At 62.9% G+C, this 22349-nt stretch carries 24 protein-coding genes; 17 read left to right on the top strand and 7 right to left on the bottom strand.

Annotation, left to right across the window (positions count from 1 at the left end; translation table 11 throughout):
* The first annotated feature begins 13 nt into the window (after nt 1-13).
* The 8 genes from PSFL_RS23590 to PSFL_RS23555 are packed head-to-tail and all read left to right on the top strand — an operon-like array spanning nt 14 to nt 7775.
* Nucleotides 14-1813: a DUF2341 domain-containing protein gene (locus PSFL_RS23590; protein WP_271044113.1), complete on the top strand. Its 1800-nt coding sequence runs from the start codon at nt 14-16 to the stop codon at nt 1811-1813.
* Nucleotides 1814-1824: 11 nt separating this feature from the next.
* Nucleotides 1825-2244 carry a biopolymer transporter ExbD gene (locus PSFL_RS23585; RefSeq protein ID WP_057438708.1) on the top strand — a complete coding sequence of 140 codons (420 nt, stop codon included), beginning with the start codon at nt 1825-1827 and terminating at the stop codon, nt 2242-2244.
* Nucleotides 2241-2945 (top strand): energy transducer TonB, encoded by a 705-nt coding sequence (locus tag PSFL_RS23580; RefSeq protein WP_397470544.1) that lies wholly within the window; start codon nt 2241-2243, stop codon nt 2943-2945. The genes PSFL_RS23585 and PSFL_RS23580 overlap by 4 nt, the downstream gene beginning before the upstream one ends.
* Before the next feature lie 40 nt (nt 2946-2985).
* Entirely contained in the window at nt 2986-4677 is a 1692-nt protein-coding gene (locus PSFL_RS23575; protein ID WP_397470543.1) for a putative porin, read from the top strand.
* A gap of 17 nt (nt 4678-4694) precedes the next feature.
* Nucleotides 4695-5321: a DNA repair protein gene (locus PSFL_RS23570; protein ID WP_115127987.1), complete on the top strand. Its 627-nt coding sequence runs from the start codon at nt 4695-4697 to the stop codon at nt 5319-5321.
* 22 nt (nt 5322-5343) lie between these two features.
* The gene (locus tag PSFL_RS23565; protein WP_397470542.1) at nt 5344-5820 is read left to right on the top strand and encodes a YbjN domain-containing protein; all 477 of its coding nucleotides are present in this window, start codon (nt 5344-5346) and stop codon (nt 5818-5820) included.
* Entirely contained in the window at nt 5817-6746 is a 930-nt protein-coding gene (locus PSFL_RS23560; protein ID WP_397470541.1) for a peptidylprolyl isomerase, read from the top strand. The genes PSFL_RS23565 and PSFL_RS23560 overlap by 4 nt, the downstream gene beginning before the upstream one ends.
* Nucleotides 6747-6797: 51 nt before the next feature.
* The gene (locus tag PSFL_RS23555) at nt 6798-7775 is read left to right on the top strand and encodes a LysR substrate-binding domain-containing protein (RefSeq protein WP_397470540.1); all 978 of its coding nucleotides are present in this window, start codon (nt 6798-6800) and stop codon (nt 7773-7775) included.
* Nucleotides 7776-7879: 104 nt separating this feature from the next.
* On the opposite strand, the gene PSFL_RS23550 is transcribed toward PSFL_RS23555, so the two are convergent.
* Nucleotides 7880-8323, bottom strand: a complete 444-nt coding sequence (locus tag PSFL_RS23550) for a hypothetical protein (RefSeq protein WP_397470539.1) — start codon at nt 8321-8323, stop codon at nt 7880-7882.
* Nucleotides 8324-8474: 151 nt separating this feature from the next.
* On the bottom strand, nt 8475-8903 hold the full coding sequence (locus PSFL_RS23545; protein WP_057959888.1) for a hypothetical protein: 429 nt from the start codon (nt 8901-8903) through the stop codon (nt 8475-8477).
* 142 nt (nt 8904-9045) lie between these two features.
* Here PSFL_RS23545 and PSFL_RS23540 point away from each other — a divergent pair, with 142 nt between their 5' ends.
* Together PSFL_RS23540 and PSFL_RS23535 are read left to right on the top strand one after the other, a co-directional pair.
* Nucleotides 9046-10173, top strand: coding sequence for a saccharopine dehydrogenase family protein (locus PSFL_RS23540; protein WP_273870674.1), 1128 nt, complete (start codon nt 9046-9048; stop codon nt 10171-10173).
* Between the two features lie 2 nt (nt 10174-10175).
* On the top strand, nt 10176-10667 hold the full coding sequence (locus PSFL_RS23535; protein WP_271044116.1) for a DUF2269 domain-containing protein: 492 nt from the start codon (nt 10176-10178) through the stop codon (nt 10665-10667).
* On the opposite strand, the gene PSFL_RS23530 is transcribed toward PSFL_RS23535, so the two are convergent.
* The 3 genes from PSFL_RS23530 to PSFL_RS23520 all read right to left on the bottom strand — a co-directional run bounded on the left by PSFL_RS23530 (nt 10618) and on the right by PSFL_RS23520 (nt 12615).
* Nucleotides 10618-11031 carry a DoxX-like family protein gene (locus tag PSFL_RS23530; protein ID WP_057959885.1) on the bottom strand — a complete coding sequence of 138 codons (414 nt, stop codon included), beginning with the start codon at nt 11029-11031 and terminating at the stop codon, nt 10618-10620. The genes PSFL_RS23535 and PSFL_RS23530 overlap by 50 nt on opposite strands.
* On the bottom strand, nt 11028-11480 hold the full coding sequence (locus PSFL_RS23525) for a thiol-disulfide oxidoreductase DCC family protein (protein WP_397470538.1): 453 nt from the start codon (nt 11478-11480) through the stop codon (nt 11028-11030). The genes PSFL_RS23530 and PSFL_RS23525 overlap by 4 nt, the downstream gene beginning before the upstream one ends.
* Before the next feature lie 229 nt (nt 11481-11709).
* Entirely contained in the window at nt 11710-12615 is a 906-nt protein-coding gene (locus PSFL_RS23520; RefSeq protein WP_397470537.1) for a LysR substrate-binding domain-containing protein, read from the bottom strand.
* Nucleotides 12616-12813: 198 nt separating this feature from the next.
* Between PSFL_RS23520 and PSFL_RS23515 the strand changes: the two genes are divergently transcribed.
* From PSFL_RS23515 to PSFL_RS23485, 7 genes are all read left to right on the top strand, one after another.
* Nucleotides 12814-13761 carry a branched-chain amino acid ABC transporter permease gene (locus PSFL_RS23515; protein WP_057438696.1) on the top strand — a complete coding sequence of 316 codons (948 nt, stop codon included), beginning with the start codon at nt 12814-12816 and terminating at the stop codon, nt 13759-13761.
* Nucleotides 13758-14858 carry an ABC transporter ATP-binding protein gene (locus PSFL_RS23510; RefSeq protein WP_057438695.1) on the top strand — a complete coding sequence of 367 codons (1101 nt, stop codon included), beginning with the start codon at nt 13758-13760 and terminating at the stop codon, nt 14856-14858. Before PSFL_RS23515 ends, PSFL_RS23510 begins: the two co-directional genes overlap by 4 nt.
* Complete coding sequence (locus PSFL_RS23505) at nt 14855-15628, top strand: ABC transporter ATP-binding protein (RefSeq protein WP_029292970.1); 774 nt, start codon at nt 14855-14857, stop codon at nt 15626-15628. Before PSFL_RS23510 ends, PSFL_RS23505 begins: the two co-directional genes overlap by 4 nt.
* Complete coding sequence (locus tag PSFL_RS23500) at nt 15621-16337, top strand: ABC transporter ATP-binding protein (protein ID WP_057438694.1); 717 nt, start codon at nt 15621-15623, stop codon at nt 16335-16337. The genes PSFL_RS23505 and PSFL_RS23500 overlap by 8 nt, the downstream gene beginning before the upstream one ends.
* An 84-nt stretch (nt 16338-16421) precedes the next feature.
* On the top strand, nt 16422-17561 hold the full coding sequence (locus tag PSFL_RS23495) for a branched-chain amino acid ABC transporter substrate-binding protein (RefSeq protein WP_115127991.1): 1140 nt from the start codon (nt 16422-16424) through the stop codon (nt 17559-17561).
* Between the two features lie 116 nt (nt 17562-17677).
* Nucleotides 17678-18169, top strand: coding sequence for an L-2-amino-thiazoline-4-carboxylic acid hydrolase (locus tag PSFL_RS23490; RefSeq protein WP_169961185.1), 492 nt, complete (start codon nt 17678-17680; stop codon nt 18167-18169).
* Entirely contained in the window at nt 18166-19401 is a 1236-nt protein-coding gene (locus PSFL_RS23485; RefSeq protein ID WP_397470536.1) for a Zn-dependent hydrolase, read from the top strand. Before PSFL_RS23490 ends, PSFL_RS23485 begins: the two co-directional genes overlap by 4 nt.
* 42 nt (nt 19402-19443) lie before the next feature.
* On the opposite strand, the gene PSFL_RS23480 is transcribed toward PSFL_RS23485, so the two are convergent.
* Nucleotides 19444-20799: an amidase gene (locus tag PSFL_RS23480; protein ID WP_397470535.1), complete on the bottom strand. Its 1356-nt coding sequence runs from the start codon at nt 20797-20799 to the stop codon at nt 19444-19446.
* A gap of 13 nt (nt 20800-20812) precedes the next feature.
* A complete protein-coding gene (locus tag PSFL_RS23475; RefSeq protein ID WP_198792307.1) occupies nt 20813-22144 on the bottom strand; it encodes an MFS transporter in 1332 nt (443 codons plus the stop codon).
* Between the last annotated feature and the right edge of the window lie 205 nt (nt 22145-22349).

Genomic DNA, 22349 nt, shown 5'->3' with positions numbered 1-22349 from the left:
GAGAACCCTTCACATGCAACGCCTATTTCTGAGCCTGTTGATCTGCCTGGGCTTCGTGCTCCCGGCCACCGCCCAAGCCTGGTGGCAGGACGACTGGCACTACCGTAAACAGATCTCGCTGGACACCACCCCCCAAGGCGCCGCGATCAATCAGGCACTGGGCCGTACTGCCTTGCTGGTGCGCTTGCACACCGGCAACTTCACCTTCGACGGGGTCAAGGAAGACGGCGCCGACCTGCGCTTTGTCAGCGCCGACGACAAGACCGTGTTCAATCACCAGATCGAGAGCTTCGACCCGCTGATGGGCATGGCGTTGATCTGGGTCGATGTGCCCAAGATCGAAGGCGGCCAGCGTCAGGACCTGTGGATGTACTACGGCAACGACAAGGCCCCGGCGACCGGCAACGGCCAATTGACGTTCGATCCGAGCTACACCGCGCTCTACCATTTCGAGGGCGCCAACGGCACGCCGGCCCGTGACACCACGGCCTATGGCAACACCGCGCTGAACGCCACCGGTGCGAGCATCGACGGCGTGATCGGGCGGGCCTTGCAGTTCAGCGGCCAGCCGTTGCTGTTGCCGGCCAGTCCGTCGTTGCAACACACCGCCAGCGGCGCCTTTACTTTCAGTGCCTGGCTGCGCCTGGACCAGGCCGCCGGTGAGCAAGTGGTGCTGGCCCGCCGTGAAGGCAGCAGCAGCCTGGTGCTGGGCCTGAACCAGGGCATGCCGTTTGTCGAGATCGACGGCCAGCGTGCGGTATCGACCCAGCCGCTGAACCCCGGCCAATGGCAACACCTGGCCTTTACGGCCGCTGGCAACGCCGTGACCCTGTATGTCAACGGCCGCGAAACCGCGACCCTGGCGCTGGCGATGCCGGCGTTCAATTCCCAGCTGGCCATTGGCGCCGACCTGCCGGAGTCCACCGGCGGCCTGCTGCCCTTTGCCGGGGCGATGGATGAGCTGCGCCTGTCCAAAGTCGCACGCCCGGCGGGGGCGTTGTTGGCCGATGCCAGCGCCCAGGGTTCTGAGTCGAAACTGCTGGCCTATGGCGTGGATGAAGAACAGTCGGGCTTTGGTTTCGGCAGCCTGGGCTTTTTGCTCAAGGCCGTGCCTATCGACGCCTGGGTGATCATCCTGGTGCTGGTGGCGATGATGGTCCAGTCGTGGGTCATCATGTTCCGCAAGAACCGCATGGTCAGCCGCGTCAGCAGTGCCAACGAGATCTTCCGCGAGCAGTTCGCGCAGATCGGCACCCGCCTGGAGATGTACTACGACGACCAGATCCTGGCCGAGCGCCTCAGCCACTCGTCGTTATGGCGCCTGTACCGCGTCGCCGTCCAGGAAATCCGCACCCGCCGCGCCCAGGGTGCCGACACCAGCTCGGTTTCGGCAGCCACCATCGAAGCCATCCGCTGCTCCATGGACGGCGTGCGCACCCGGGAAAACCAGCAGCTCAGCGCCAAGCTCTCGACCCTGTCCAACGCCATTGCCGGCGGCCCGTATATCGGCCTGCTCGGCACGGTGCTGGGGATCATGGTGGTGTTCCTCGGCACGGCCATGGCCGGCGACGTGAACATCAATGCGATCGCCCCGGGCATGGCTGCTGCGTTGCTGGCCACCGCCATGGGCCTGTTTGTCGCGATCCCCGCACTGTTTGGCTACAACCGCCTGATCACCCGCAACAAGGAGGTCAGTGCCGACATGCGGGTGTTCGTCGATGAGTTCATCACCCGCCTGGCCGAGATGCACGGCGAGAGCCAGTCCAGCGAAGCCGCGCATCGGCGCGCCCAGCCAGCCCACGTACCGGCCTGAGGAGAATCAGCATGGCTTCTGTGAATGCCTCCCACGACGATGACGAAGACGCCGCCGTCGACAGCATCAACATCACGCCCCTGGTGGACGTGCTGATGGTGGTGCTGGTGATGTTTATCCTCACCGCCACGGCCCAGGTCTCGGGGATCCAGATCCACTTGCCCAAGGCCAGTGCCTCGGTGTCGTTGTCCGAGGCCAAGACCAAGGCGATTTCGGTGAATGACGGCGGCCAGGTATTCCTCGACGCCTACCCGGTAACCCTGGGGGAACTGGAAGAACGCCTGCGCATCGAGAAGGCCCTGAACCCGGAGTTTCCGGTGATTGTGCGCGGCGATGCCACGGTGCAGTACCAGAAGGTCATCGAGGTGCTTGATTTGCTGCGCCGCCTGGAGCTGTCCCAGGTCGGCCTGGTCACTGGCAAACCATCATGACCGCACAGATGCCGATCCCACCCACGCCCGTGAAGAAGTCGCCGCTACGCCCGCTGAAGTGGGGCGCCGGCCTGCTGGTGGGCGCCGTGGCCGCTTGGTTCCTGTGGCAGTGGGCCAATGACATGAGCGGCGTGCGCCGCGAAGCGCCCAAGGTGCCGATGATTATCCCGTTGCCGCCACCACCGCCGCCGCCCCCGGAACCGCCCAAGGAGCCCGAGCCCCAGGTCGAGGAAAAGATCCCCGAGCCTGAGCCCACACCTGCGCCGGAGGAGATCAAGCCGGAGCAAGAGGCACCCCCGAGTCCCGCCGACGACCTGGCCAACCCGATGCAGATGGACGGTGATGCCCAGGCCGGTAACGACGGTTTCAACGTGGGGGCCGGCAAGGGCGGCGGCATGGCCGGCTCCGGTGGGGGCGGCCTGGGCACGGGCACGTTCAAGCAGTACCTGGCCGGGGTGTTCCAGCGCCTGCTGCGCGAAGACCCGGAGTTGCGCAAAAAGGCCTATGCGGTGCAGGCCGACCTGTGGCTGAGCGGCGATGGCGAGGTCACGCGTGTAGAGCTGGCCCAGTCCAGCGGCGATGCCGACACCGACGCCCAGGTACTGGCGGCACTGCGGGCCACGCCCCGTTTGAAAGAACGCACACCGGCCTCCCTGACGTTGCCGGTGCGCCTGTCCCTCAAGGGCCGACGCCCGGAGTGAGCCAACCTTTTTTGCAGTTTTCTACAGGAGTTGTGTGCAGATGATTTCCCACGTGAATCGAGTGACCCTGGCGGTCGGCATGGTCATCGCGACCCTGGTTGGCCAGGCAACGGCCGCCCCGGCCGGGCCTTCGGAAAACGCCACGATCAACCTGATCCGCCTGCTGGTGCAGCAAGGTGTGCTCAAGCAGGAACAGGCCGAGGGGCTGATCGCCCAGGCCGAGAAAGAGGCGGTGCAGGCGCGCCAGACCGCAGTGGCCGCCACCGGGCCTGCGGCGGCCCCTGGGGATGTGCGGGTGCAGTACGTGCCGGCCGCCGTGCGTGATCAGATCCGCGACCAGGTCAAGGCCGAAGTCATGGCCACTGCCAAGCAGGAAAACTGGGCCCAGCCCAACACCTTCCCGGATTGGGTCTCGCGTATCAGCTTCGATGGCGACATCCGTCTGCGTGACGAGTCGCGGTTTTTCTCTGGCAACAACAGCAACGAAATCGTCGATTACGCCAAGCTCAACGAGAACGGCCCCTACGACGTCAACAAAGACACCAACACCCGCCTGCCGCCATTGCTCAACACCCGTGAAGACCGCGAGAACCTGTTCCGCCTGCGCGCACGCCTGGGAATGAAGGCGATCATTTCGCCGGAATGGACCGCAGGCATCCGCATCGGCACCGGCTCCGACAACAACCCGGTGTCCACCACCCAGACCCTGGGCGGCGGCTTTGGCAAGAAAGATATCTGGCTCGACCAGGGCTACCTGACCTGGAAGGTCACCCAGGACCTGACCCTGACGGGCGGGCGGATCGCCAACCCGTTCTATTCCACCGACATGATGTACTCCAGCGACCTCAACTTCGACGGCGTGGCGGCGATCTTCAACCACAGCCTCAACAACGAATGGGGCCTGTTCGGCACGCTGGGCGCGTTCCCGGTGGAGTACACCTCCGACACCGCCAGCAGCAACGGTTTCGACAAGGAAGACAGCGACACCAAATGGCTGTTCGGCGGGCAGATCGGCGCCAACTGGAAGATCAACCGCAGCAACAGCCTCAAGGGCGCATTGGCCTACTACCGCTTCGACGACATCGAAGGCCAGCGCTCCAGCCCTTGCTCGCCATGGGCCGGCGCGCCGGGCTGCGACACCGACGGCTCGCGCGTGGCCTTTATGCAAAAGGGCAACAGCGTGTTCCTGCTGCGCAATATCAACGCCAACCCGGCGACCCCGGGCCTGACCCCGCAACCGCAATACGTGGGCCTGGCCTCCAAGTTCGATGTGCTGGACCTGAACCTGGTGTGGGACAGCGAACTGCCCCAAGACTTCAAGCTGCGCAGCCAGGCCAACTTCATTCACAACCTGGCCTACGACAAGGGCGAGATGCTCAAGCGCAGCGAAGGCGAGATCGTCAACAACATCAACAGCAAGGGCCAGTTTGAAAGTGGCGGCAATGCGCTGATGGTGCAGTTCACCCTCGGCAGCGCCCTGGAGATGAAAAAGGCCGGCGACTGGAACCTGTTGGCTGGCTACAAGTACATCCAGCCGGATGCCTTGCCGGACGGCTTCAACGACTCGTCCTTCCACCTCGGCGGCACCAACGCCAAGGGCTACTTCATTGGTGGCAACTACGGCATCGACAAGAACATCTACGCCAGCGCCCGTTGGCTGAGCGCCTCAGAGGTGTATGGCGCGCCGTTTGAAGTCGATGTGATGCAACTGGAACTGAATACGCGCTTCTGACGCGCCGGGAGATACCCATGAACATGCGAATTTGCGGACTGGTCCTGGCCCTGGTCGCCACCGGCGCCTCGGCCGAAGGCATGGAGGAGCGCCTGCGCACCCAGTTGCGCAGCACCACCGCGCAGCTGCAGGCACTGCAAAGCGAACAGGCCCAGGCCGCCGCTGCACGGATTGCCGCCGAAAACCAGGCCAAGCAGGCCCAGGTGCAGATCAAGCAGTTGAGCCTGGAGCTGGACAAGGCCCGAGGCTTGGCCGAGCAACTGGCCGGCCAGCAGCAGAGCCTGCACAGCCAGGCCCAGGCGCAAGTGGCGGCGAGTGCCGAGCAGACCGGCAAGTTCAAGAAGGCGTATGACGACCTGCTGGTGCTGGCCCGTGGCAAAGAAACCGAGCGCGCGCGCCTGCAGGCGCAACTGGCTGAACGTGACACACAAGTGCAGCAATGTTCAGCCAAGAATCAACAGATGTATGGCGTGGCCCAAGCGTTGCTCGCGGCCTACGAAAAAATCGACGTGGCCGAGGTCATGAGCATTCGCCAACCGTTCGCCAGCGGCGCGCGGGTCAAGTTCGAAGAACTGGCCCAGGGTTTTGGCGATGGCCTGTACAACAGCCGTTTCGATGCGCCCCAGGCGGCGCTTAATCACTGATCAACCAAGGAAGAAGTTAACCATGAGCGAATTGATGAGCAGCGTGACCCCCCAGTGCCTGACCGAGTTGCTGCAAGAGGCCGGCTACCGGGTCAACCAGAGCGAGCAGAACGGCATCGTGCAACTGCTCAGCGCCAGCCAGGGCATCGGTTTTGCCGTGCGCTTCGGCAACCCGGCGGCGGAGCAGGGCGCCTATGTGGATTTCACCTACAGTTGCGCGCTGCGGGTCCAGGGCGAGTTGCCCGCAGGCCTGGCCCCGGTCTGGAACACCTCGCGGCGCTTTGCCCGGCTGTCCGTGCAGGGGGAGTTCCTGCTGATGGAGATGGACGTGATGGTGGCTGGCGTCGGTGCCCTGTACCTGCGCAGCCAATTGGAGTTGTGGGATCGGCTGTTGCAGGAATTTATCGTCTACCTGCGTGAATACAGCCAGACCGCCGCGCACCTGCAAGCCCAGGGTGTACCTGAGGTTGAAACCCGCGAAGAGGCGCCAGCGCTGTGAAAAAACCAACCCTGGTGGTAGCTGCGCTAGCCCTGTTGGGGGTGGCGGTGGGCTTGGGCCTGCGCTCGGGCAGCGACCCGGTCGCGGCCCAGCAACCGGCCCCGGTGATCGGCGCAGAGGGCCCGGCGGTGGCACGCCTGGGCAATCAACAGGTGGCCGTGCCGGAACTGCAGGCATTGCTGGCCACCTTGCCGGCCGAATCGCGCGAGCAGTTGCGCGCCAATCGGGGTGCCCTGGAAACCTGGATCCGCTCGCGCCTGGCGCAAAAGGCCGTGCTCGAACAGGCCGATGCCCAGGGTTGGCGGCAACGCCCGGACGTCGAGCAACAGACCCGCGCCGCCACCGAGCAGATCGTGTTTCGCGACTACCTGCTGTCGGTCAGCCAGGTGCCGGCCGACTACCCCAGCGCCGCCGAGTTGCAGCAGGCCTATGACAGCGGCAAGGCCCAGTGGATGACACCGCCGCTGTACCGGGTCAGCCAGATCTTCCTCGCCGTGGACGACCCGCAAAATGCTGAGGCCGTGCGGCGCCAGGCCCAGGAACTGAGCCGCCGGGCCCAGGCGGCCCCGGCGGAGTTTGCCGGGCTGGCCAGCCAGTACTCCCAGGACGCCGGCAGCGCCGGGCGCAGCGGTGATTCGGGCCTGCAACCCTTGCAGCAACTGGTACCAGAGGTGCGCAACGTGGTCGCGCGGCTCAAGCCGGGTGCGGTATCGGATGCGGTGCACAGCGCGGCGGGGTTCCATGTGCTCAAGTTGACCGAGCACCAACCGGCGCGCACCGCCAGCCTCGAAGAACTGCGCCCACGCCTGACCGAGGCCCTGCGCGCCCAGCGCCAGGAGCAGATCGCCAAGGCCTATCTGGAGGGCATGCTCAACACCGCGACCTTGAGCATCGACGGGGCGCAACTGAACAAAGTACTGGAATAAACAGGCTGTACGCATGGATGCACAGACCCAATAAGACAGGGAGTTCCCCCCATGGACTATCTAGAACCTGCAGCACCCCACGGCATGACGCCTTACCGCGCGCCCGGCGAACCCCGGGAAGCCTGGCTGGCCCTGGCTGCGGGCATCGACCCGGAGGTGGCGCGCTACTTCCTGATCAGCGCCCGCTGCGGCTGTTTCATGCAGGCGGCCCGCAGCCTGAACATCAAGGCCACATTGCTGCGCAAACGCCTGGCGTTACTGGAAGCACAGATGCGCCGTTCACTGTTCAGCTACCAGGGCAATGTCCTGGCGCTGAGCCGTGACGGCCTGCAGCTCCAGGCGCGGCTGGTGACCCTGGCCAATGAACGGCGGGTGCCGGTGCAGGAACAACCGTTGATTCGGCTGGCAGTGGCCGAGACCATCCTGTATGACATCCTCGGGCGCGACCTGATCTCCCTGCTGCGCCGCAATGCCAGTGTGCGCCTGGAGATTGTCTGTATCGACAGTCCGCAGGCCGTGCAGACAGTGGAAGCCGACGTAGTGCTGTGGCTGGCGGGCGTCGACTCGCCGCAGCCGGGACCGGGCTTTGCGACCCACCCACCGCAGGCACTGGCCTGCCTGGATTACCTGCCGCATATCGCCAAACGCTACTCACGCCTGGCCGCACGCCCGGACAGTGTGGATGACTTGGCGGACTACATGCTGGTGCAATGGCAGCCTGACGGCTTGGTCGAGGCATTGGCGCCGTGGAACCGAGTGGTGCAACAGCGCTTGGCGGGGGTGGTGCAGGTGCAGGCGTATCCGCTGATGCTGGAGATGATCCGCTGCAGCGCGTGCATTGGTTTGCTGCCGCGTTACATGAGTTGTTTCGACCGGGGCTTGATGGCGTTGCCGGGCTTGTTTGCCCAGGACATGCAGCGCCAGGTGTGGATGGCGGTCAATGCCGCGGCGGCGCATCCACAGGAGGTGCAGATGATTGTGGCAATGGTGGTCAACACCTTTGAGGAGCGGCGGGAGTGGTTTGGCTGACGCCGCTCAATGGCGCGAACAATAAAAAGGGCCAGCGCTAATAAGCGCGGCCCTTTTTACAAATGGGATATTCCAGCGATAGACAGACTTGGGCGCTCATAGTGTTATTGAGTCTTGTATTGCACCGTACCTTGTTGCGAGGCGCCTTCGAACTTCGCGACGCCGATAATTTTTTTACGCTGTTGCGTGTCCGCAGAATTGACCGCAAAAAACTTGAAAGAAATTTCTAATGAAGGTTCGGCTGCCAATGAAACAGAGATAACCTCCATCTTGTCCTCCTCGTTGTTGTCAGCGTACCAGCTATTCTGATTCTGCCCTGGGTTGTACCAGGCACCTACAAGGGTATCCCTGTTCATTTCGTATGTGCCCGGCTTGATGTGGTCCGGGAAAGTAAAGAAAATCCCCTCTTTCAAGATACCTTCAATCGGACCGCCGGCAATAATCGATGAACTATAAAGGTTAAGTGAAACAGACTCGGCGGTGTAGGCGCGGCCATCAATGTCCGCCGTTAAATGGCCGGTTGTATTGTGCGGTTGGGGGGTTGGCATTAGTGAATCCTCAGAGTTGATTTAAACCGTTCGTAGAGGCTTTACGGTTAATTAATAACTTGAGGAGTACCAGGGATCTACTGTCACTATTAACAGTAAATCGTTTCAGTGGTCTGGTGTCGTTCCGGGCGCGTGTATCCCGGGTCGGTCCCTAGGCGACTACAGGCTGAATGTGCAACCCACCCTCGACATCCTTGACCAACCCGCTGGCCAGCAACAACGGCAGCAGACGCTTGTGCAACTGCGGTTCGACAAACTCCTTTACCGTGTCCAACGCCAGCTCGCCGTGACCCGGCAGTTCCGCCTTGGTGTACGACAGCCAGGCCTTCTTCAGCATCTGCAACACATCGCTGCCAGCGGTCAGCGCAAAGCGGCGGTGGGTTACCTGGCCCTGGAAGTCGAAGCTGTGCTGATACTCGTAACCTTTCTCGTCACCCGCGCTGGCCACGCAGCGCGTGCAGGTGCAAGGGCCATCACCAAAAGCCGCCTGCAGGTAGCTATTGAAGTCCACCACGGGTTTGAGCGACAGGCGCTTGTCCACTTCGAACAGGTCGCCGGTCATTTTTGCGTCGTTACTCAAGGTGCATTTCCTCGCAGGTCTACAGCTGGTTTTTCAAAGCGCGGCATCATACCAGCCGGCAGCGTGGGCAGTCGCCAAGACTTGCCCGCTCAACTGATATCAGGGAAGCTCTGCGGGATCCCGTCTTTCAAGGAATAGATAAATGAGGTTCAGGGTGATGGTGATCGGTGGGTACGGCAATTTCGGCTCCATCGTCAGTCGGCATTTGATTGGAATGCCAGGTATTGACCTGGTGATATCAGGGCGCGACCGGGTCAAGTTGCTGTGCAAGGTTCAAGCGCTAGACACGCAAACAGGGCGTACCTGTCAGTATTGGTGCGGCGATGCGATGGGCAGCGAGTTCCGAGCGGCGCTGGGCTCGATGGCGATCGACCTGGTGATCCATACCGGCGGTCCATTCCAGGGGCAGTCCTATGCCGTAGCCCAGAGCTGCATCGACGCGGGTGTCAATTACTGTGACCTCTCGGACTGTCGCACCTTTGTCAACGGCATTGGCGTGCTGGATGCGCGCGCCAGGCAAGCGGGGGTGGCGATCCTCAGCGGTTGCAGCTCGGTGCCGACGTTGTCGGCAGCTCTGATCGATCAGCAGCGGCATCACTTCCAGCGCATTGATGCGATCGAGCATGGCATTTCTTCTTCGGCGAAGATGCCTGGCCTGTCTACCGTCGAAGGCGTGCTTGCCTACGCTGGCAAGCCGATCAAACAACTGAAAGATGGCCAGGTGCATGAGGTGTTGGGCTGGCAGGATCTGACGTTACGCAAGATGCCTGGCCTGGGTACCCGGCTATTGGCCAATGTCGATGTGCCAGATATGGATATTTTCGCCAGCCGCTATGGCGCCCATACCCTGGCCTTCAAGGCGGGCGCGGGCTTGAAGCTGGGCGGTGTCGCCAATTACCTGTTGGCCCAGGCGCTGCGTACGGGGCTGGTACGTGACCATGCGGCCTGGGCGGGCAGACTGCATCGTTTGGGGACTTGGTTCGAACGCTTTGGCGATGGCAAAAGTGCGATGTACATCGACGTGCAGGGGCTTGGTCTTGATGGTGGGCCATTGTCCATGACGCTGCAGTTGACAGCCCTGAATGACAAGGGGCCGGAAATACCAAGCTGTGCCGCCGTCGCCCTGGCCGCAAAAATGTCCGGAGGCTATCTGCCCGAACCCGGTGCCCGGGCGTGTGTCGGCGAAATTAACGTCGACGAGTACATGACTGCCATCAACGACCCGCAAAATCTGAGCCTCACCGTGCAATGCGCTGACGGAAAGCGTTGAGCATGCTTTATCTGGGCTTGAAGTACCTGCATGTCATCGCCGCGGTGTTCCTGTTCGGGTTTGGCATGGGGTCATACCTTTATCTGATTGCCGCCAGCCGCACGGCCAATCCCCAGGTGATCGCTCAGGTGGCCAGAATGGTGGTGCGGTTCGACACTTGGATCACCACGCCTGCCGGCTTTATACAGATAGTCACGGGCTACCTGCTGACCCGGCTGACTGGCCTTCCTTTGACAACCGGGTGGGTGCTGACGGCGCTGATCATTTTCTTGTGCGTGGGGTTGCTATGGCTCCCGGTATTGGTGTTGCAGAAGCGCCTACAGGTCATCGCAGCCAACGCCGATGTTGCAGGCAACGAGGTCGGTGCCGAGTATCACAGCGTGTACAGGCGATGGTTCTGGCTGGGGATACTCGGGTTCCTGGGGATGTTTGTGATCGTGCTGATCATGGTGACGAAGATGACCCCGTGGCAGTTGCTCGAACTGATGATGTAGGCCGGGTATGCCAGGCGATCGCACACAGGGCGAGGCCGGCGATATTGAGTGAGACCGGGTTGAAGGCATCCCTGAGCATCGTTGGATTGAGTAGCGCGACATCCAGCAGCAGGATGACCAGCGACGTTGCGGCGAGGAGCAACGGCCAGGGACTGCGCGGTGCGAGCAGCAGCCACAAGGCCAGGGCAATTTCCCCGACGCCGGCCAATGTGGCGAACAGTTCTACCTGCTCGATCCCATGGGCCAGGATCATGGTCCTTTCGCCAGGGCTGAGCCACAGTAGCTTGGGAACCAGGCCGTGGTAGCCAAACATGAACGCCAGACCCGCCCGTGCGATCCAGTTGATGCGTGTCAGTGTGCTCATCGCGGGGTTTTCAAGAAGCGTTGCGCATGATCAGGATCGGGCAGCAGGCAGCTGTCGTACCGGCCAAAAAGCCGATAGCGGTTACGTGCGATGCGGTCATAGGCCCAGTCACGAAGTACCCGTGGCAGTACCCGCAGCAACTGTAGCGGCCGCCAGGCCATGGGCAGCAGGGCGATGATCTGCAGGACTGCGTTGGAGCGGACCCAGTAGTGCTGGTCGCGAATCACCGCCAGGGTGTCGAATTGATCCAGGGGCAAGCCGGCCCAGGCGAGCAGTGCCTGGCCTTCGGGCGACTGGACGGCCGCCAGGCGAATACGCCGGTGGCGGTCATGGCGGATCAGGAACCTGACCCAGCCATTGCACAGTTTGCAGACCCCGTCGAACAGCACCACCGTCTCGCCCTGGCTGAGCAAGGGGGCGGGAGTGGGGTGGGTAAAGGCGCCGGGCATAAGGGTGGGTCCAATGAGGCTCTGGAGCCTCGGATCATACCGGCGAGCCCGCACTGATGATACACGGGCCGGAAAACGCGATGCTGTTCAGTTGGTAAGCACAAATAAAGTGTGGCGAGCGGGCTTGCCCGCGTTGGACTGCGCAGCAGTCCCATTTTTAGGGCCGCTACGCGACCCAGCGCGAGCAAGCCCGCTCGCCACAGGGATGCCGTTCGTGCATGACGTGCCCCTACACGGGGCTGTGGCCCAAGCGGGCCTTGATCCAGTCATACAGGTTATTGCCCTCGCTCGACAGCTCGCTGGTGGCGCGGCGGCACAGGTAATACTGGCGACCGTCATCCACCTGCAGGTCAAACAATTGCACCAGCTCACCCGTAGCCACCAGTGGCGCCACCAACGGCGCGCGCAGCAGCGAGCAGCCCAGGCCGGTGCGGGTGGCGACCAGGGTCAACTGGCCGTCCTCCAGCAGCAGGCCGTTGTGTGTGTTGCTGTGGCTGATCGCGGCGGCATCGAACCATTGGCCCCAGGTACCACGCTCTTCGTCGTGCAGCAGGGGCAGTTCGCTGAGGGCCTGGGGGCTGTCGATAGGGCCGTGGCGCTGGAGGAATTCGCGGCTGCAGAACGGCGTGACCGCGCCGCTGATCAGGGGCTCGCTGTGATAACCCGGCCAGTGCCCGGTGCCGAAGCGGATCGACAGGTCGGCGGCATCGCTGGGGTAGCTGCGGTGGTTGGCGTAGGTGATGTTGATATCCAGCGCCGGGTTGGCGCTCAAAAACTGCGCCAGGCTCGGGATGAACAGGTTGGTCGCGAACATCGGGATCAGGCTGATGGTGACCTGGCGTGTCGCGCTTTTCTCGCGCACGTGTTCGGTGGCGCTGCGCAGTACCGCGAATGCCGAGCGAATCGCCCGGTAGTACTCGCGGCCTTCTTCGGTCAGGCCCAGGTTGCGGCCTTGGCGCATCGTCAGTGGCTGTTGCAGGAAGCTCTCGAGCAAGTGCAACTGATGGCTGACATCCGAGGGCGACACCCCCAACTCGCGGGCGGCGGCATTGACACCACCGTGGCGGGCAAAGGCCTCGAAAGTACGCACGGCCCGTAGAGGTGGATCGTTGGCTAACTGTTCTAAATTATTCATGTATTGAATTAAATACTAAGTAAAAAGATAAATAAAGCGCAAAAAGGTCCCGTGTGTAGGGGCTTTTGTATTTTGTATAACCATATTCCCTTCAGATATTTGATAAAAACAGAATAAATAACTAGTGTTCCGCGCTCGGGCTTTTTAGTCGGCGCGCCTTGGCCACGACGTTTTTTGTAAAGGGAGTTGATGGTTCTCATGGATGCGTTTATCCAGCAACTGCTTAACGGCTTGCTGTCGGGCAGTCTCTACGCGCTGGTCGCCTTGGGTTACACCATGGTCTACGGCATTTTGCGCATCATCAACTTTGCCCATGGCGATGTGTTGATGATCGGCGCACTGGTGGGCCTGTCGGTGATCCGCGTGCTGCAGGCAGCCTGGCCGGATATGCCGCCGGTGCTGTTGCTGCTGACGGCGGCGATGATCGCCATGGCCTTTTGTGCGGTGCTGGCGGTGGTGATCGAGCGTGTTGCCTATCGGCGCTTGCGCAACGCGCCGCGCCTGGCACCGTTGATCAGTGGTATCGGCGTGTCGTTGTTGTTGCAGACCGTGGCGATGCTGGTCTGGACCCGTAACCCGCAGATGTTCCCGCAATTGCTGCCCCTGGAACCTATCGAAGTACTCGCTGGCGATGCCACCCACGCTGCCGTGACCAATGCCACCGCACTGACCACCATTGGCGTGGCGTTAAGCCTGATGCTCGGTTTGCTGCTGTTGGTAGAGCGCACGCGCTTTGGCCGGGCCATGCGCGCCGTGGCCGAGAACCCGCAAGTGGCGAGCCTGATGGGCATCAACCCGAACCGCATCATCGTCATGACCTTCGCCATCGGCGGCGCCCTGGCCGCGCTGGCGGGCATCATGATGGCCAGCAACTATGGCAGCGCGCATTTCTACATGGGCTTTTTGCCCGGGATCAAAGCGTTTACCGCGGCGGTGCTGGGCGGCATCGGCAACCTCAAGGGCGCGATGCTCGGCGGCCTGCTGCTGGGGCTGATCGAAGCCCTCGGCACCGGCTACCTGGGGGCTGCCACCAACGGTGTGTTCGGCAGCAACTACCAGGACGTGTTCGCGTTTATCGTGTTGATCGCGGTGCTGGTGTTGCGGCCCCAGGGGTTGTTGGGCGAACGATTGGCGACCCGCGCATGAGCCTGGCAACCGCTGTGAGCCCTTCGAGCAAACGCGCCAGCCTGGGGCTGCTGCTGTTCGCCCTGGCCCTGGTCTTGGCCCCCTGGATTGTCGGGCATGCCGGCGGCAATACCTGGGTGCGCACCCTGGACTTTGCCCTGCTGTACATCATGTTGGCCCTGGGCCTGAACATCGTGGTGGGTTATGCCGGTTTGCTGGACATGGGCTTTATCGCCTTCTACGCGGTGGGCGCCTACCTGGCGGCCTTGCTGTCATCGCCCCATCTGGTGCAACAGTTCCCGGCCTTGCTGGCGCTGCTGCCGGAGGGCATGCACACCTCGATCTGGCTGATCTTGCCGCTGGCCGCGCTGCTGGCGGCCGGGTTCGGCGTGATTCTGGGGGCGCCGACCCTGCGCCTGCGTGGCGACTACCTGGCCATCGTCACCCTGGGGTTTGGCGAAATCATCCGCATCCTGCTGCGCAACCTCGACCGCCCGGTGAACCTCACCAATGGCCCCAAGGGCATCGCCCAGGTCGACCCGGTGACGCTACTGGGGGTCAACCTGGGGCGTACCCAGGAACTGTTCGGCCTGCGCTTGCCCTCGGTCTACCTCTATTACTACCTGTTCGCCGCGCTGGTGGTGCTGATCCTGTTTGCCTGCATTCGCCTTGAGCGCTCGCGTATTGGCCGCGCCTGGATGGCGATCCGCGAGGATGAAGAGGCGGCCCAGGCCATGGGCCTCAATACCTTGCGCCTGAAGCTGCTGGCATTTGCCATCGGCGCGGCGTTCGGCGGTATCAGCGGGGCGCTGTTTGCCTCGTTCCAAGGCTTTGTTTCACCGGAATCCTTCACCCTCAACGAGTCCATCGCCGTGCTGGCCATGGTGGTGCTCGGCGGCATGGGGCATATCCCCGGGGTGATTCTGGGCTGCGTGTTGCTCGCAGCCCTGCCCGAAGCGTTACGCGCCAGCATGGGCCCCTTGCAGCAGGCGCTGTTTGGCCAGGTGCTGGTGGACCCGGAGATTATCCGCCAGCTGTTTTACGGCCTGGCGCTGATTCTGGCGATGCTGTATCGACCCGCCGGCCTCTGGCCGAGCCGCACAGGAGGTGCACCTTGAATCATCCGTTATTGCAGATCGAGAAGGTCAATAAACAGTTTGGCGGCGTGGCTGCGCTCGATGACGTGAGCCTGAGTATCGAGGCCGGGGAAATCTACGGCCTGATCGGGCCCAATGGCGCCGGCAAGACCACCTTCTTTAATGTGATGACGGGGCTGTACACCCCGGATTCCGGGCGCTTTCAACTCGACGGCCAGGAGTACCAGCCCACGGCGGTGCACCAGGTGGCCCGCGCCGGCATTGCGCGTACGTTCCAGAATATCCGCCTGTTCAACGCCATGAGCGCCTTGGAAAACGTCATGGTCGGGCGCCATGTGCGCACCCATAACGGCGTGTGGGCGGCCTTGAGCGGGCACTCGCGTGGGCGCGAGGAAGAGGCGCAGACCCGCGCCCACGCCCACCGCTTGCTGGCTTATGTCGGCCTCGCCGGGTTTGCCCACTACCGCGCCGACAGCCTGTCCTACGGCCATCAGCGGCGCCTGGAAATTGCCCGCGCCCTGGCCACCGAGCCGCGCCTGCTGGCCCTCGACGAGCCGGCTGCCGGGATGAATGCCAGCGAGAAAGTGCAACTGCGCAGCCTGCTGGAAAAGATCCGCGACGACGGCCACACCCTGCTGCTGATTGAGCATGACGTGAAGCTGGTGATGGGTGTGTGTGACCGCATCAGTGTGCTGGACTACGGCCGCGTGATCGCCGTGGGCGCACCTGCCGAAGTGCGCCGCCACCCACAAGTGATCCAGGCTTACCTGGGAGCCGGCGCCCATGTCTGAAGCGTTGTTGCAGATTGACGGCCTGAAGGTGCGCTACGGCGCCATCGAGGCGGTCAAGTCCCTGGACCTGCATATCAATGAAGGCGAACGGGTGACGCTGATCGGTGCCAATGGCGCCGGCAAAAGCTCCAGCCTCAAGGCCCTGACCGGGTTGCTGCCGGCCGCTGCGGGGCAGATCCGCTTTGCCGGGCGCTCGATCCTCAGCCTGGCGCCCCATGAGCGCCTGACCCTGGGCATCGCCATGGTGCCCGAAGGGCGCGGCATTTTTGCGCGCATGAGCGTGCTGGAAAACCTCCAGGCCGGGGCGTTCCTGCGCCGCGACCCGCACCAGGTGAACCTGGAAATCCGCCAGTTGTTCGAGCACTTCCCGCGCCTGGAAGAACGCTTGCAGCAATCGGCCGGCTTGCTCTCCGGGGGCGAGCAGCAGATGCTCGCCCTGGCCCGTGCGCTGCTGTCCAAGCCGCGGCTGCTGGTGCTCGACGAGCCATCCATGGGCCTGGCGCCGATCATGGTCGAAAAGCTGTTCCAGGTGATTGATGATGTCTGCCGCCAGGGCATGACCCTGCTGCTGGTGGAGCAGAATGCGCGCCTTGCGCTGCAAGTGACTGACCGCGCCTACGTGATGGACACCGGGCGCATCAGCCTCAGCGGTGCCAGCGCGCAATTGCTCGACCACCCCGAGGTGCGCAGTGCCTACCTCGGTGAATAACCCCATAACAAACGCCACCGGACGCCCGGCGTGTTTCGCCCACCCCACAGGCCATGAGGGCCTGATGAGAAACAGGAAAAACTGATGAACAAGACTGCCCCCTTCAAACGCGTACTGTTGTTGAGCCTGGCCCTGAGCGGTGTGGCCCAGGCCGACCAGACGGTCCTGATCGGTCTGGCCGGGCCCTTGACCGGCCCGTCGGCGCGGATCGGCAAAGACCTGGAAAACGGTGCGCAACTGGCCATTGACCAGGCCAACGCCAAGCATCCGAAAATCAACGGCGAAGCGGTCACGTACAAACTGGTTTCCGAAGACGACCAGTCCGACCCACGCACCGCCGTCACCGTGGCCCAGCGCCTGGTGGACGAAGGCGTAGTTGGCGTGGTCGGTCACTGGAACACCGGCACCAGCATCCCGGCCGCGCGGGTCTACCATGACGCCGGGATTGCCCAGGTCGCGCCAGTGGCCACCGGTCACGCCTATACCCAGCAAGGTTTCGACACCAGTTTCCGGATCATGGGCCATGACGATGACGGCGGCCAGGTCGCCGGCGACTACGCGCTCAAGACCCTCAAGGCGCAGCGTATCGCCGTGATCGACGACCGCACCGCATTCGGCCAGGGCCTGGCGGACCAGTTCGTCAAATCCATCGAGGCCGGTGGCGCCAAGGTGGTTGCCCGTGAATACGTGGACGACAAGACCATCGACTTCAGTGCGGTGCTGACCAATATCCGTGGGCAAAACCCCGACCTGATCTTCTTTGGCGGCGTCGACTCCCAGGCTGCACCGCTGGCCCGACGCATCAAGCAGTTGGGGATCAAGGCACCGTTGATGGGCGCGGGCGGCTTTGTCAGCCAGACCTTCCTGCAACTGGCGCAGAACGAAGGCGAGGGCGTGATCGCCCTGGAGCCGGGCCTGGCCGTGGCACAGATGCCGGGTGGCAAGGCCTTTGAAGACGCCTACAAGGCGCGTTTCAAGAGCAATATCGAGCTGCATGCGCCGTTTGCCTATGACGGTGTCGGCGTGCTGATCGCCGCCATCGAACAGGCCAATTCCACCGACCCGCAGAAGTACCTGCCGGTCCTGCGCGCCATCAGCTATCCGGGTGTGACCGGCACCCTCGCGTTCGATGCCCAGGGCAATCTACAGAACCCGTCGTTCACCGTTTACCAGGTCAAGGCCAATCAATGGCAGCCGGTAAGCGTGGCTGGCGGCAAAAAGTAACGCGCTGGATCTAAGCGTAGGAGCGTCCCAAGTGGGGGCTGTCTCACCCGGCGAGACAGCTCCTACATGTGGAGCACCAACATTGGATCTTCGTAGCCATTTGAATGAGGCATGCAATGAGCAAACTCGAAGGTGAACTGGGCATCCTGGCCCGCCGGCGCATCGAAGCCGAGATCATCAAGCCGATCTACGAAATCCTCGTGCGCGAGCAGGGCAAGGCCTTTGCCGCAGCGGTGATTGGCGAAGCGGTGGGCAACGCCGCGATCCAGGCCGGCAAGCATTTTGCCGCCCAGGAAGAGCAGGGCGCCGACCTCAAGAGCTTCGTTGAGCTGCAAGTGCTGTGGGAAAAGGACGACGCGCTGAAAGTCGAGGTCATCGCCAGCGACGCCGAGCATTACGACTATGACGTCAAGCGCTGCCGCTATGCCGAGATGTACCACGAGATGGGCCTGGGCGAGATCGGCCACCTGTTGTCGTGCAACCGCGACGAGCTGTTTATCGTCGGCTACAACCCCAATATTGAATTGACGCGCACCCAGACCATCATGGGCGGCGCGCCAAGCTGTGACTTCCGCTACCACGCCAAGCCCCGGGAGCCGCGCTCGTGAGTGCTCTGGCCCGGGTCAACGGCGAGCGCCTGTGGGACTCGCTGATGGAAATGGCGCAGATCGGCGGCACGCCCAAGGGCGGCGTCTCGCGCCTGGCCCTGACCGACGAAGACCGGCGCGGCCGCGACCTGTTCGTGGCCTGGTGCACGGCGGCCGGGTGCAGCATCCGTGCGGACGCCATGGGCAATATCTTCGCCCGCCGCGCCGGCCGGCATGACCACCTGGCCCCGGTGCTGACCGGCTCCCACGGTGACTCGCAACCGGCGGGCGGCAAGTTCGATGGCATCTACGGCGTACTCGCCGGCCTGGAAGTGCTGCGCACCTTGAACGACCTGGGCATCGAGACCGACCGGCCGATCGAGGTGGTCAACTGGACCAACGAAGAAGGCTCGCGTTTTGCCCCGGCGATGATTGCTTCGGGGGTGTATGCCGGGGTGTTCGACCTGGAGTACGGCTTGTCCCGCGAAGACAAGGCCGGTGTAAGCATCGGCCAGGCACTGCAACAGATCGGCTACGCCGGCCCGCACCCCGTGGGCGGCCAGGCGGTGCATGCGGCGTATGAACTGCATATCGAGCAAGGCCCGATCCTTGAGGCCCAGGACCTGACCATCGGTGTGGTCACCGGCGCCCAGGGCCAGCGTTGGTATGAAGTCGAGCTGAGCGGGCGCAGTGCCCATGCCGGCACCACGCCCATGGATCACCGCCTGGATGCACTGCTGGGTTTTGCCCGGGTGGTGGAGGCGGTCAACCAGATCGGCCTGGCCCAAGGCGCCGAAGGGCGGGCAACGGTGGGCATGGCCAATATCTTCCCCAACTCGCGCAACGTGGTGCCGGGGCGGGTGTTTTTCAGCGTCGAGTTCCGCCATCCCGATGAAGCGGTGCTGGCCGTGCAGGATCAGCAACTGCACGCAGCAGTGGCGCGTATCGCCGAGGGGATTGGCTTGCAGGCCAGCGTCAAGCAGATCTTCCAGTACGCACCGATTGCCTTCGACAAAGACTGCGTGGACGTGGTGCAGGTTGCGGCCGAGGCCTTGGGCTATAGCCATCGGCGCATGATTTCCGGAGCCGGGCATGATGCCTGCTACCTGAACCAGGTCGCGCCGACGGCGATGATTTTTGTGCCGTGTGTGGATGGCTTGAGCCATAACGAGGCGGAAGAGATCCACCCGCACTGGTCCACAGCGGGGGCGGATGTGTTGTTGCAGGCGATTCTGGCTTCGTCAGGCGAATAGGCTGAAGACCTGATCCCACATTCAACCTGTGGGGTCTTGCCCTTACTCCCGCACAAACAGCCTGCTCATCACCTGCAACAGCCGATCATCCGCGCCAGCGGCGCCAATCACCTGCAACCCCACCGGCATGCCCCTCACGTGCCCCACCGGCAGGCTGAGCGCGGGGAGGCCGGTGAGGTTCCAGGCACTGGTATAGCTGAGCACGGCGGCGCGTACATCAATGTCCTGTTCGCCCACCCGCACCTCGCGTGCATTCACCTCGGTCGCGGTAATCGGCACGCTGGGCGAAACCAGCAAGTCATAGTGTTCGAACAGGCGCGCCATCGCCGCTTTGTACTGCACCTGGCTGGCCTGTGCGCGAATGTATTGCCAGCCTCTGACTTCCTCCGATACCTCAAGACGCTCGCGTACCTCCTGTTCAAACTTATGCGGCGCATCCCGCATGCGTTCGGCATGCACCTCGAAGGCCTCGGCACGTTGCAGTGTCAGCAGGGTGTCTTTCATGCCCGCCGCCATGTGGTGCAGTTCGTCGGTCTCCTGCAGTGCGTCGCCAAACAGCTGCTGCGCTGCACCATAGATCTGCTGATGCACATCGGCGTCGACCGGGCCGAAGCTGGGGCAAGTAATCCAGCCAACCCGCAGCGGCTGCGGGTTGGTTGCAGGCGTACCGGCGCGTCCGGCCAACACCTCGAACAACAGGCGCGCATCTTCGACATGGTTGGCGATGGGGCCTACGTGGTCGAGACTCGATGACAGCGGGAACACCCCGTCCACCGGCACGCAGGCAAACGAGGGCTTGAAGCCGACCGTGCCGCACAAGGCCGAAGGGATCCGGATCGAGCCGCCGGTGTCGGTACCCAGGGCCAGCGGCACCATGCCGCTGGCCACCGCCGCGGCACTGCCGGCGCTGGAGCCGCCAGTGATGCAACGGGCATCCCACGGGTTGCGTGCAGCACCTTGCAACGAGCGGTCGCCGGTCGGGCCGTAGGCGAATTCGTGGGTCAGGGTCTTGCCGATAATCACCGCCCCGGCTTCGCGCACCCGCTGTACGCACAGGGCATCGCGGTCCGGCTGGAAACCCTCGAAATGCGCGGAGCCGTAGGTGGTGATGTAGTCAAACGTGTCGATGTTGTCTTTGACCGCGACCGGCATGCCGTGCAGCGGGCCCAGGTCCAGGCCTTGGGCCAACAGCGCGTCGGCCTTGCGCGCCTGGGCCAGGGCGACGCAGGCATCGACTTGAACGAACGCATTTAATCGCGGATTCAAGCGCTCGATGCTGTCCAGGGCGGCTTGCGTCAGCTCGACACTGGTCACGCTACCAGCCCGCAGGCGCGCGGCCAGCGTGATGATCGACTGACCGCAAAAATATCCAGCGTGGGTAGGCTTCACCAGGCTCATATAAACAACTCCATCAAACAGCTGCGGGTACAAAGGGTGGGGCGACCTGGCGACCACCTGGGCGCACCATCAGCATTGCGCTCATGCCCAGCGCCGTGGCCACTGCGGCGGCCACGAACATCGACGAATAGCCGTAATGAACGGTCAGGTAGCCCGTGAGCATCGGGGCGATAAACGAAGCGGTGTTGGCGATAAAGTGCGTCATGCCGCTGTAGGCGCCAACCCGATTGGACGGCGCAGTGTCGATCACCACGGCCCAGTAGACGGAGTTGGGCAGGGCGTTCAAGGCGTTGGCCAACGTCATCAAGGCAATCACGCCCCAGACAGTCTGGGCCTGGGACACCATGATGAAACACAAGGTTGTCAGCAGCAGGCAGGTCGCGGCCAGCCAACTGCGGGCGACTTTCAGGTTGCCGGTGCGGCGCAGCAGCCAGTCCGATATTTTGCCGCCCAGCAGCACGGTGAAGCAGGCGCCGGTCCACGGGATCATGCCCATGTACCACAGCGACGACAGGTTGTAGTGGAACTCATCCTGCAGGTACTTGGGGGTCCAGGTCAGCAGCAGGAACGTCACGTACACAAACGAGAAGTAACCGACGGCATTGAGCAGCAGGTCCTTGTTCTTGAAGAAGTGCCAGACCGGCGCGACGCTGGTGGTGGGGGTCGAGGCATTAGAGGCTTCGGCGCGCTCTTTACGCAGGAAGTCGAGTTCGGCCTTGGACACCCGTGGGTTTTCATCCGGGGTGTTGGTGAAACGGGTCATGAAATAGATCAGCAGCGCCAGACTGGCCACGCCCAGCACCACGAACATGCTGCGCCAGCTGCCGGTCAGGGTTTGCAGGCCCACGGCCACCGGTGCGGTGAGCAGTGCCCCCAAGGGTGTGCTGAGCAGGCCGACCGAAACCACAAAACCGCGCTCCTTGGGCGTGGCCCAGTTGGCCACGCTCTTGTTGATCACCGAGTACGCCGGACCTTCGGCAAACCCGAACATCACGCGGATCGTGGCGAAACCGGCCATGGCCGAGCCGCCGAGGAACGCCAGCCCGAAGTCACCGGCAAAGGCCGTGGCAATTTCAAAGATCGACCACGTGGCGCCGGCGATCAGCCAGATGCGCTTGGCACCAAAACGGTCGGCCAGAATGCCACCGACCAATGCCCCCAGGATGTAGCCGTAGCCGAAGTAACCCAGCACGTTGCCCCAGTCGGCCTTGTCGAAACCGTACTCGGGCAGAATGCTCGCCGACGCATAGGCAATCGCACCGCGGTCGATGTAGTTGAGCAGTGCCATCAGCATGATCAGGAAGAAAATCTGGTAGCGGAAAGACGGGATAGCGGGGCTGTTCATAGGGATCTGACTCTTCAAAATGATGGCAGAAGTCAAAAAGTCGGCCGCGTCCGGCGTATTTTTTATTGTTTGCCCAAACGTTTGGGTTGGCGAAATGTAAGGCTCGTAAAAATTTTAGTCAAACGTTTGGGTAAAAATTTACCTGCGGCTGCGACACGCCCGTTCGGGTAGAATCTGCGCGCTAAATATCAGACAGTTGGAAGCC

It is taken from the genome of Pseudomonas sp. DD1 (assembly GCF_044510355.1).
Lineage (GTDB): Bacteria > Pseudomonadota > Gammaproteobacteria > Pseudomonadales > Pseudomonadaceae > Aquipseudomonas > Aquipseudomonas shahriarae.
Note: the sequence above shows the minus strand (reverse complement) of the source record. Positions and strands in the feature narration are given on the sequence as shown.

What these genes read in the sequence shown, in the direction of transcription:
- PSFL_RS23510 (WP_057438695.1), top strand. Translation starts at nt 13,758, where the DNA reads ATGAGCCTGGCAACCGCTGTGAGCCCTTCGAGCAAACGCGCCAGCCTG.
- PSFL_RS23520 (WP_397470537.1), bottom strand. Translation starts at nt 12,615, where the DNA reads ATGAATAATTTAGAACAGTTAGCCAACGATCCACCTCTACGGGCCGTG.
- PSFL_RS23475 (WP_198792307.1), bottom strand. Translation starts at nt 22,144, where the DNA reads ATGAACAGCCCCGCTATCCCGTCTTTCCGCTACCAGATTTTCTTCCTG.
- PSFL_RS23585 (WP_057438708.1), top strand. Translation starts at nt 1,825, where the DNA reads ATGGCTTCTGTGAATGCCTCCCACGACGATGACGAAGACGCCGCCGTC.
- PSFL_RS23480 (WP_397470535.1), bottom strand. Translation starts at nt 20,799, where the DNA reads ATGAGCCTGGTGAAGCCTACCCACGCTGGATATTTTTGCGGTCAGTCG.
- PSFL_RS23495 (WP_115127991.1), top strand. Translation starts at nt 16,422, where the DNA reads ATGAACAAGACTGCCCCCTTCAAACGCGTACTGTTGTTGAGCCTGGCC.
- PSFL_RS23535 (WP_271044116.1), top strand. Translation starts at nt 10,176, where the DNA reads ATGCTTTATCTGGGCTTGAAGTACCTGCATGTCATCGCCGCGGTGTTC.
- PSFL_RS23550 (WP_397470539.1), bottom strand. Translation starts at nt 8,323, where the DNA reads ATGCCAACCCCCCAACCGCACAATACAACCGGCCATTTAACGGCGGAC.
- PSFL_RS23575 (WP_397470543.1), top strand. Translation starts at nt 2,986, where the DNA reads ATGATTTCCCACGTGAATCGAGTGACCCTGGCGGTCGGCATGGTCATC.
- PSFL_RS23515 (WP_057438696.1), top strand. Translation starts at nt 12,814, where the DNA reads ATGGATGCGTTTATCCAGCAACTGCTTAACGGCTTGCTGTCGGGCAGT.
- PSFL_RS23500 (WP_057438694.1), top strand. Translation starts at nt 15,621, where the DNA reads ATGTCTGAAGCGTTGTTGCAGATTGACGGCCTGAAGGTGCGCTACGGC.
- PSFL_RS23540 (WP_273870674.1), top strand. Translation starts at nt 9,046, where the DNA reads ATGAGGTTCAGGGTGATGGTGATCGGTGGGTACGGCAATTTCGGCTCC.
- PSFL_RS23530 (WP_057959885.1), bottom strand. Translation starts at nt 11,031, where the DNA reads ATGAGCACACTGACACGCATCAACTGGATCGCACGGGCGGGTCTGGCG.
- PSFL_RS23590 (WP_271044113.1), top strand. Translation starts at nt 14, where the DNA reads ATGCAACGCCTATTTCTGAGCCTGTTGATCTGCCTGGGCTTCGTGCTC.
- PSFL_RS23555 (WP_397470540.1), top strand. Translation starts at nt 6,798, where the DNA reads ATGGACTATCTAGAACCTGCAGCACCCCACGGCATGACGCCTTACCGC.
- PSFL_RS23565 (WP_397470542.1), top strand. Translation starts at nt 5,344, where the DNA reads ATGAGCGAATTGATGAGCAGCGTGACCCCCCAGTGCCTGACCGAGTTG.
- PSFL_RS23525 (WP_397470538.1), bottom strand. Translation starts at nt 11,480, where the DNA reads ATGCCCGGCGCCTTTACCCACCCCACTCCCGCCCCCTTGCTCAGCCAG.
- PSFL_RS23570 (WP_115127987.1), top strand. Translation starts at nt 4,695, where the DNA reads ATGAACATGCGAATTTGCGGACTGGTCCTGGCCCTGGTCGCCACCGGC.
- PSFL_RS23490 (WP_169961185.1), top strand. Translation starts at nt 17,678, where the DNA reads ATGAGCAAACTCGAAGGTGAACTGGGCATCCTGGCCCGCCGGCGCATC.
- PSFL_RS23580 (WP_397470544.1), top strand. Translation starts at nt 2,241, where the DNA reads ATGACCGCACAGATGCCGATCCCACCCACGCCCGTGAAGAAGTCGCCG.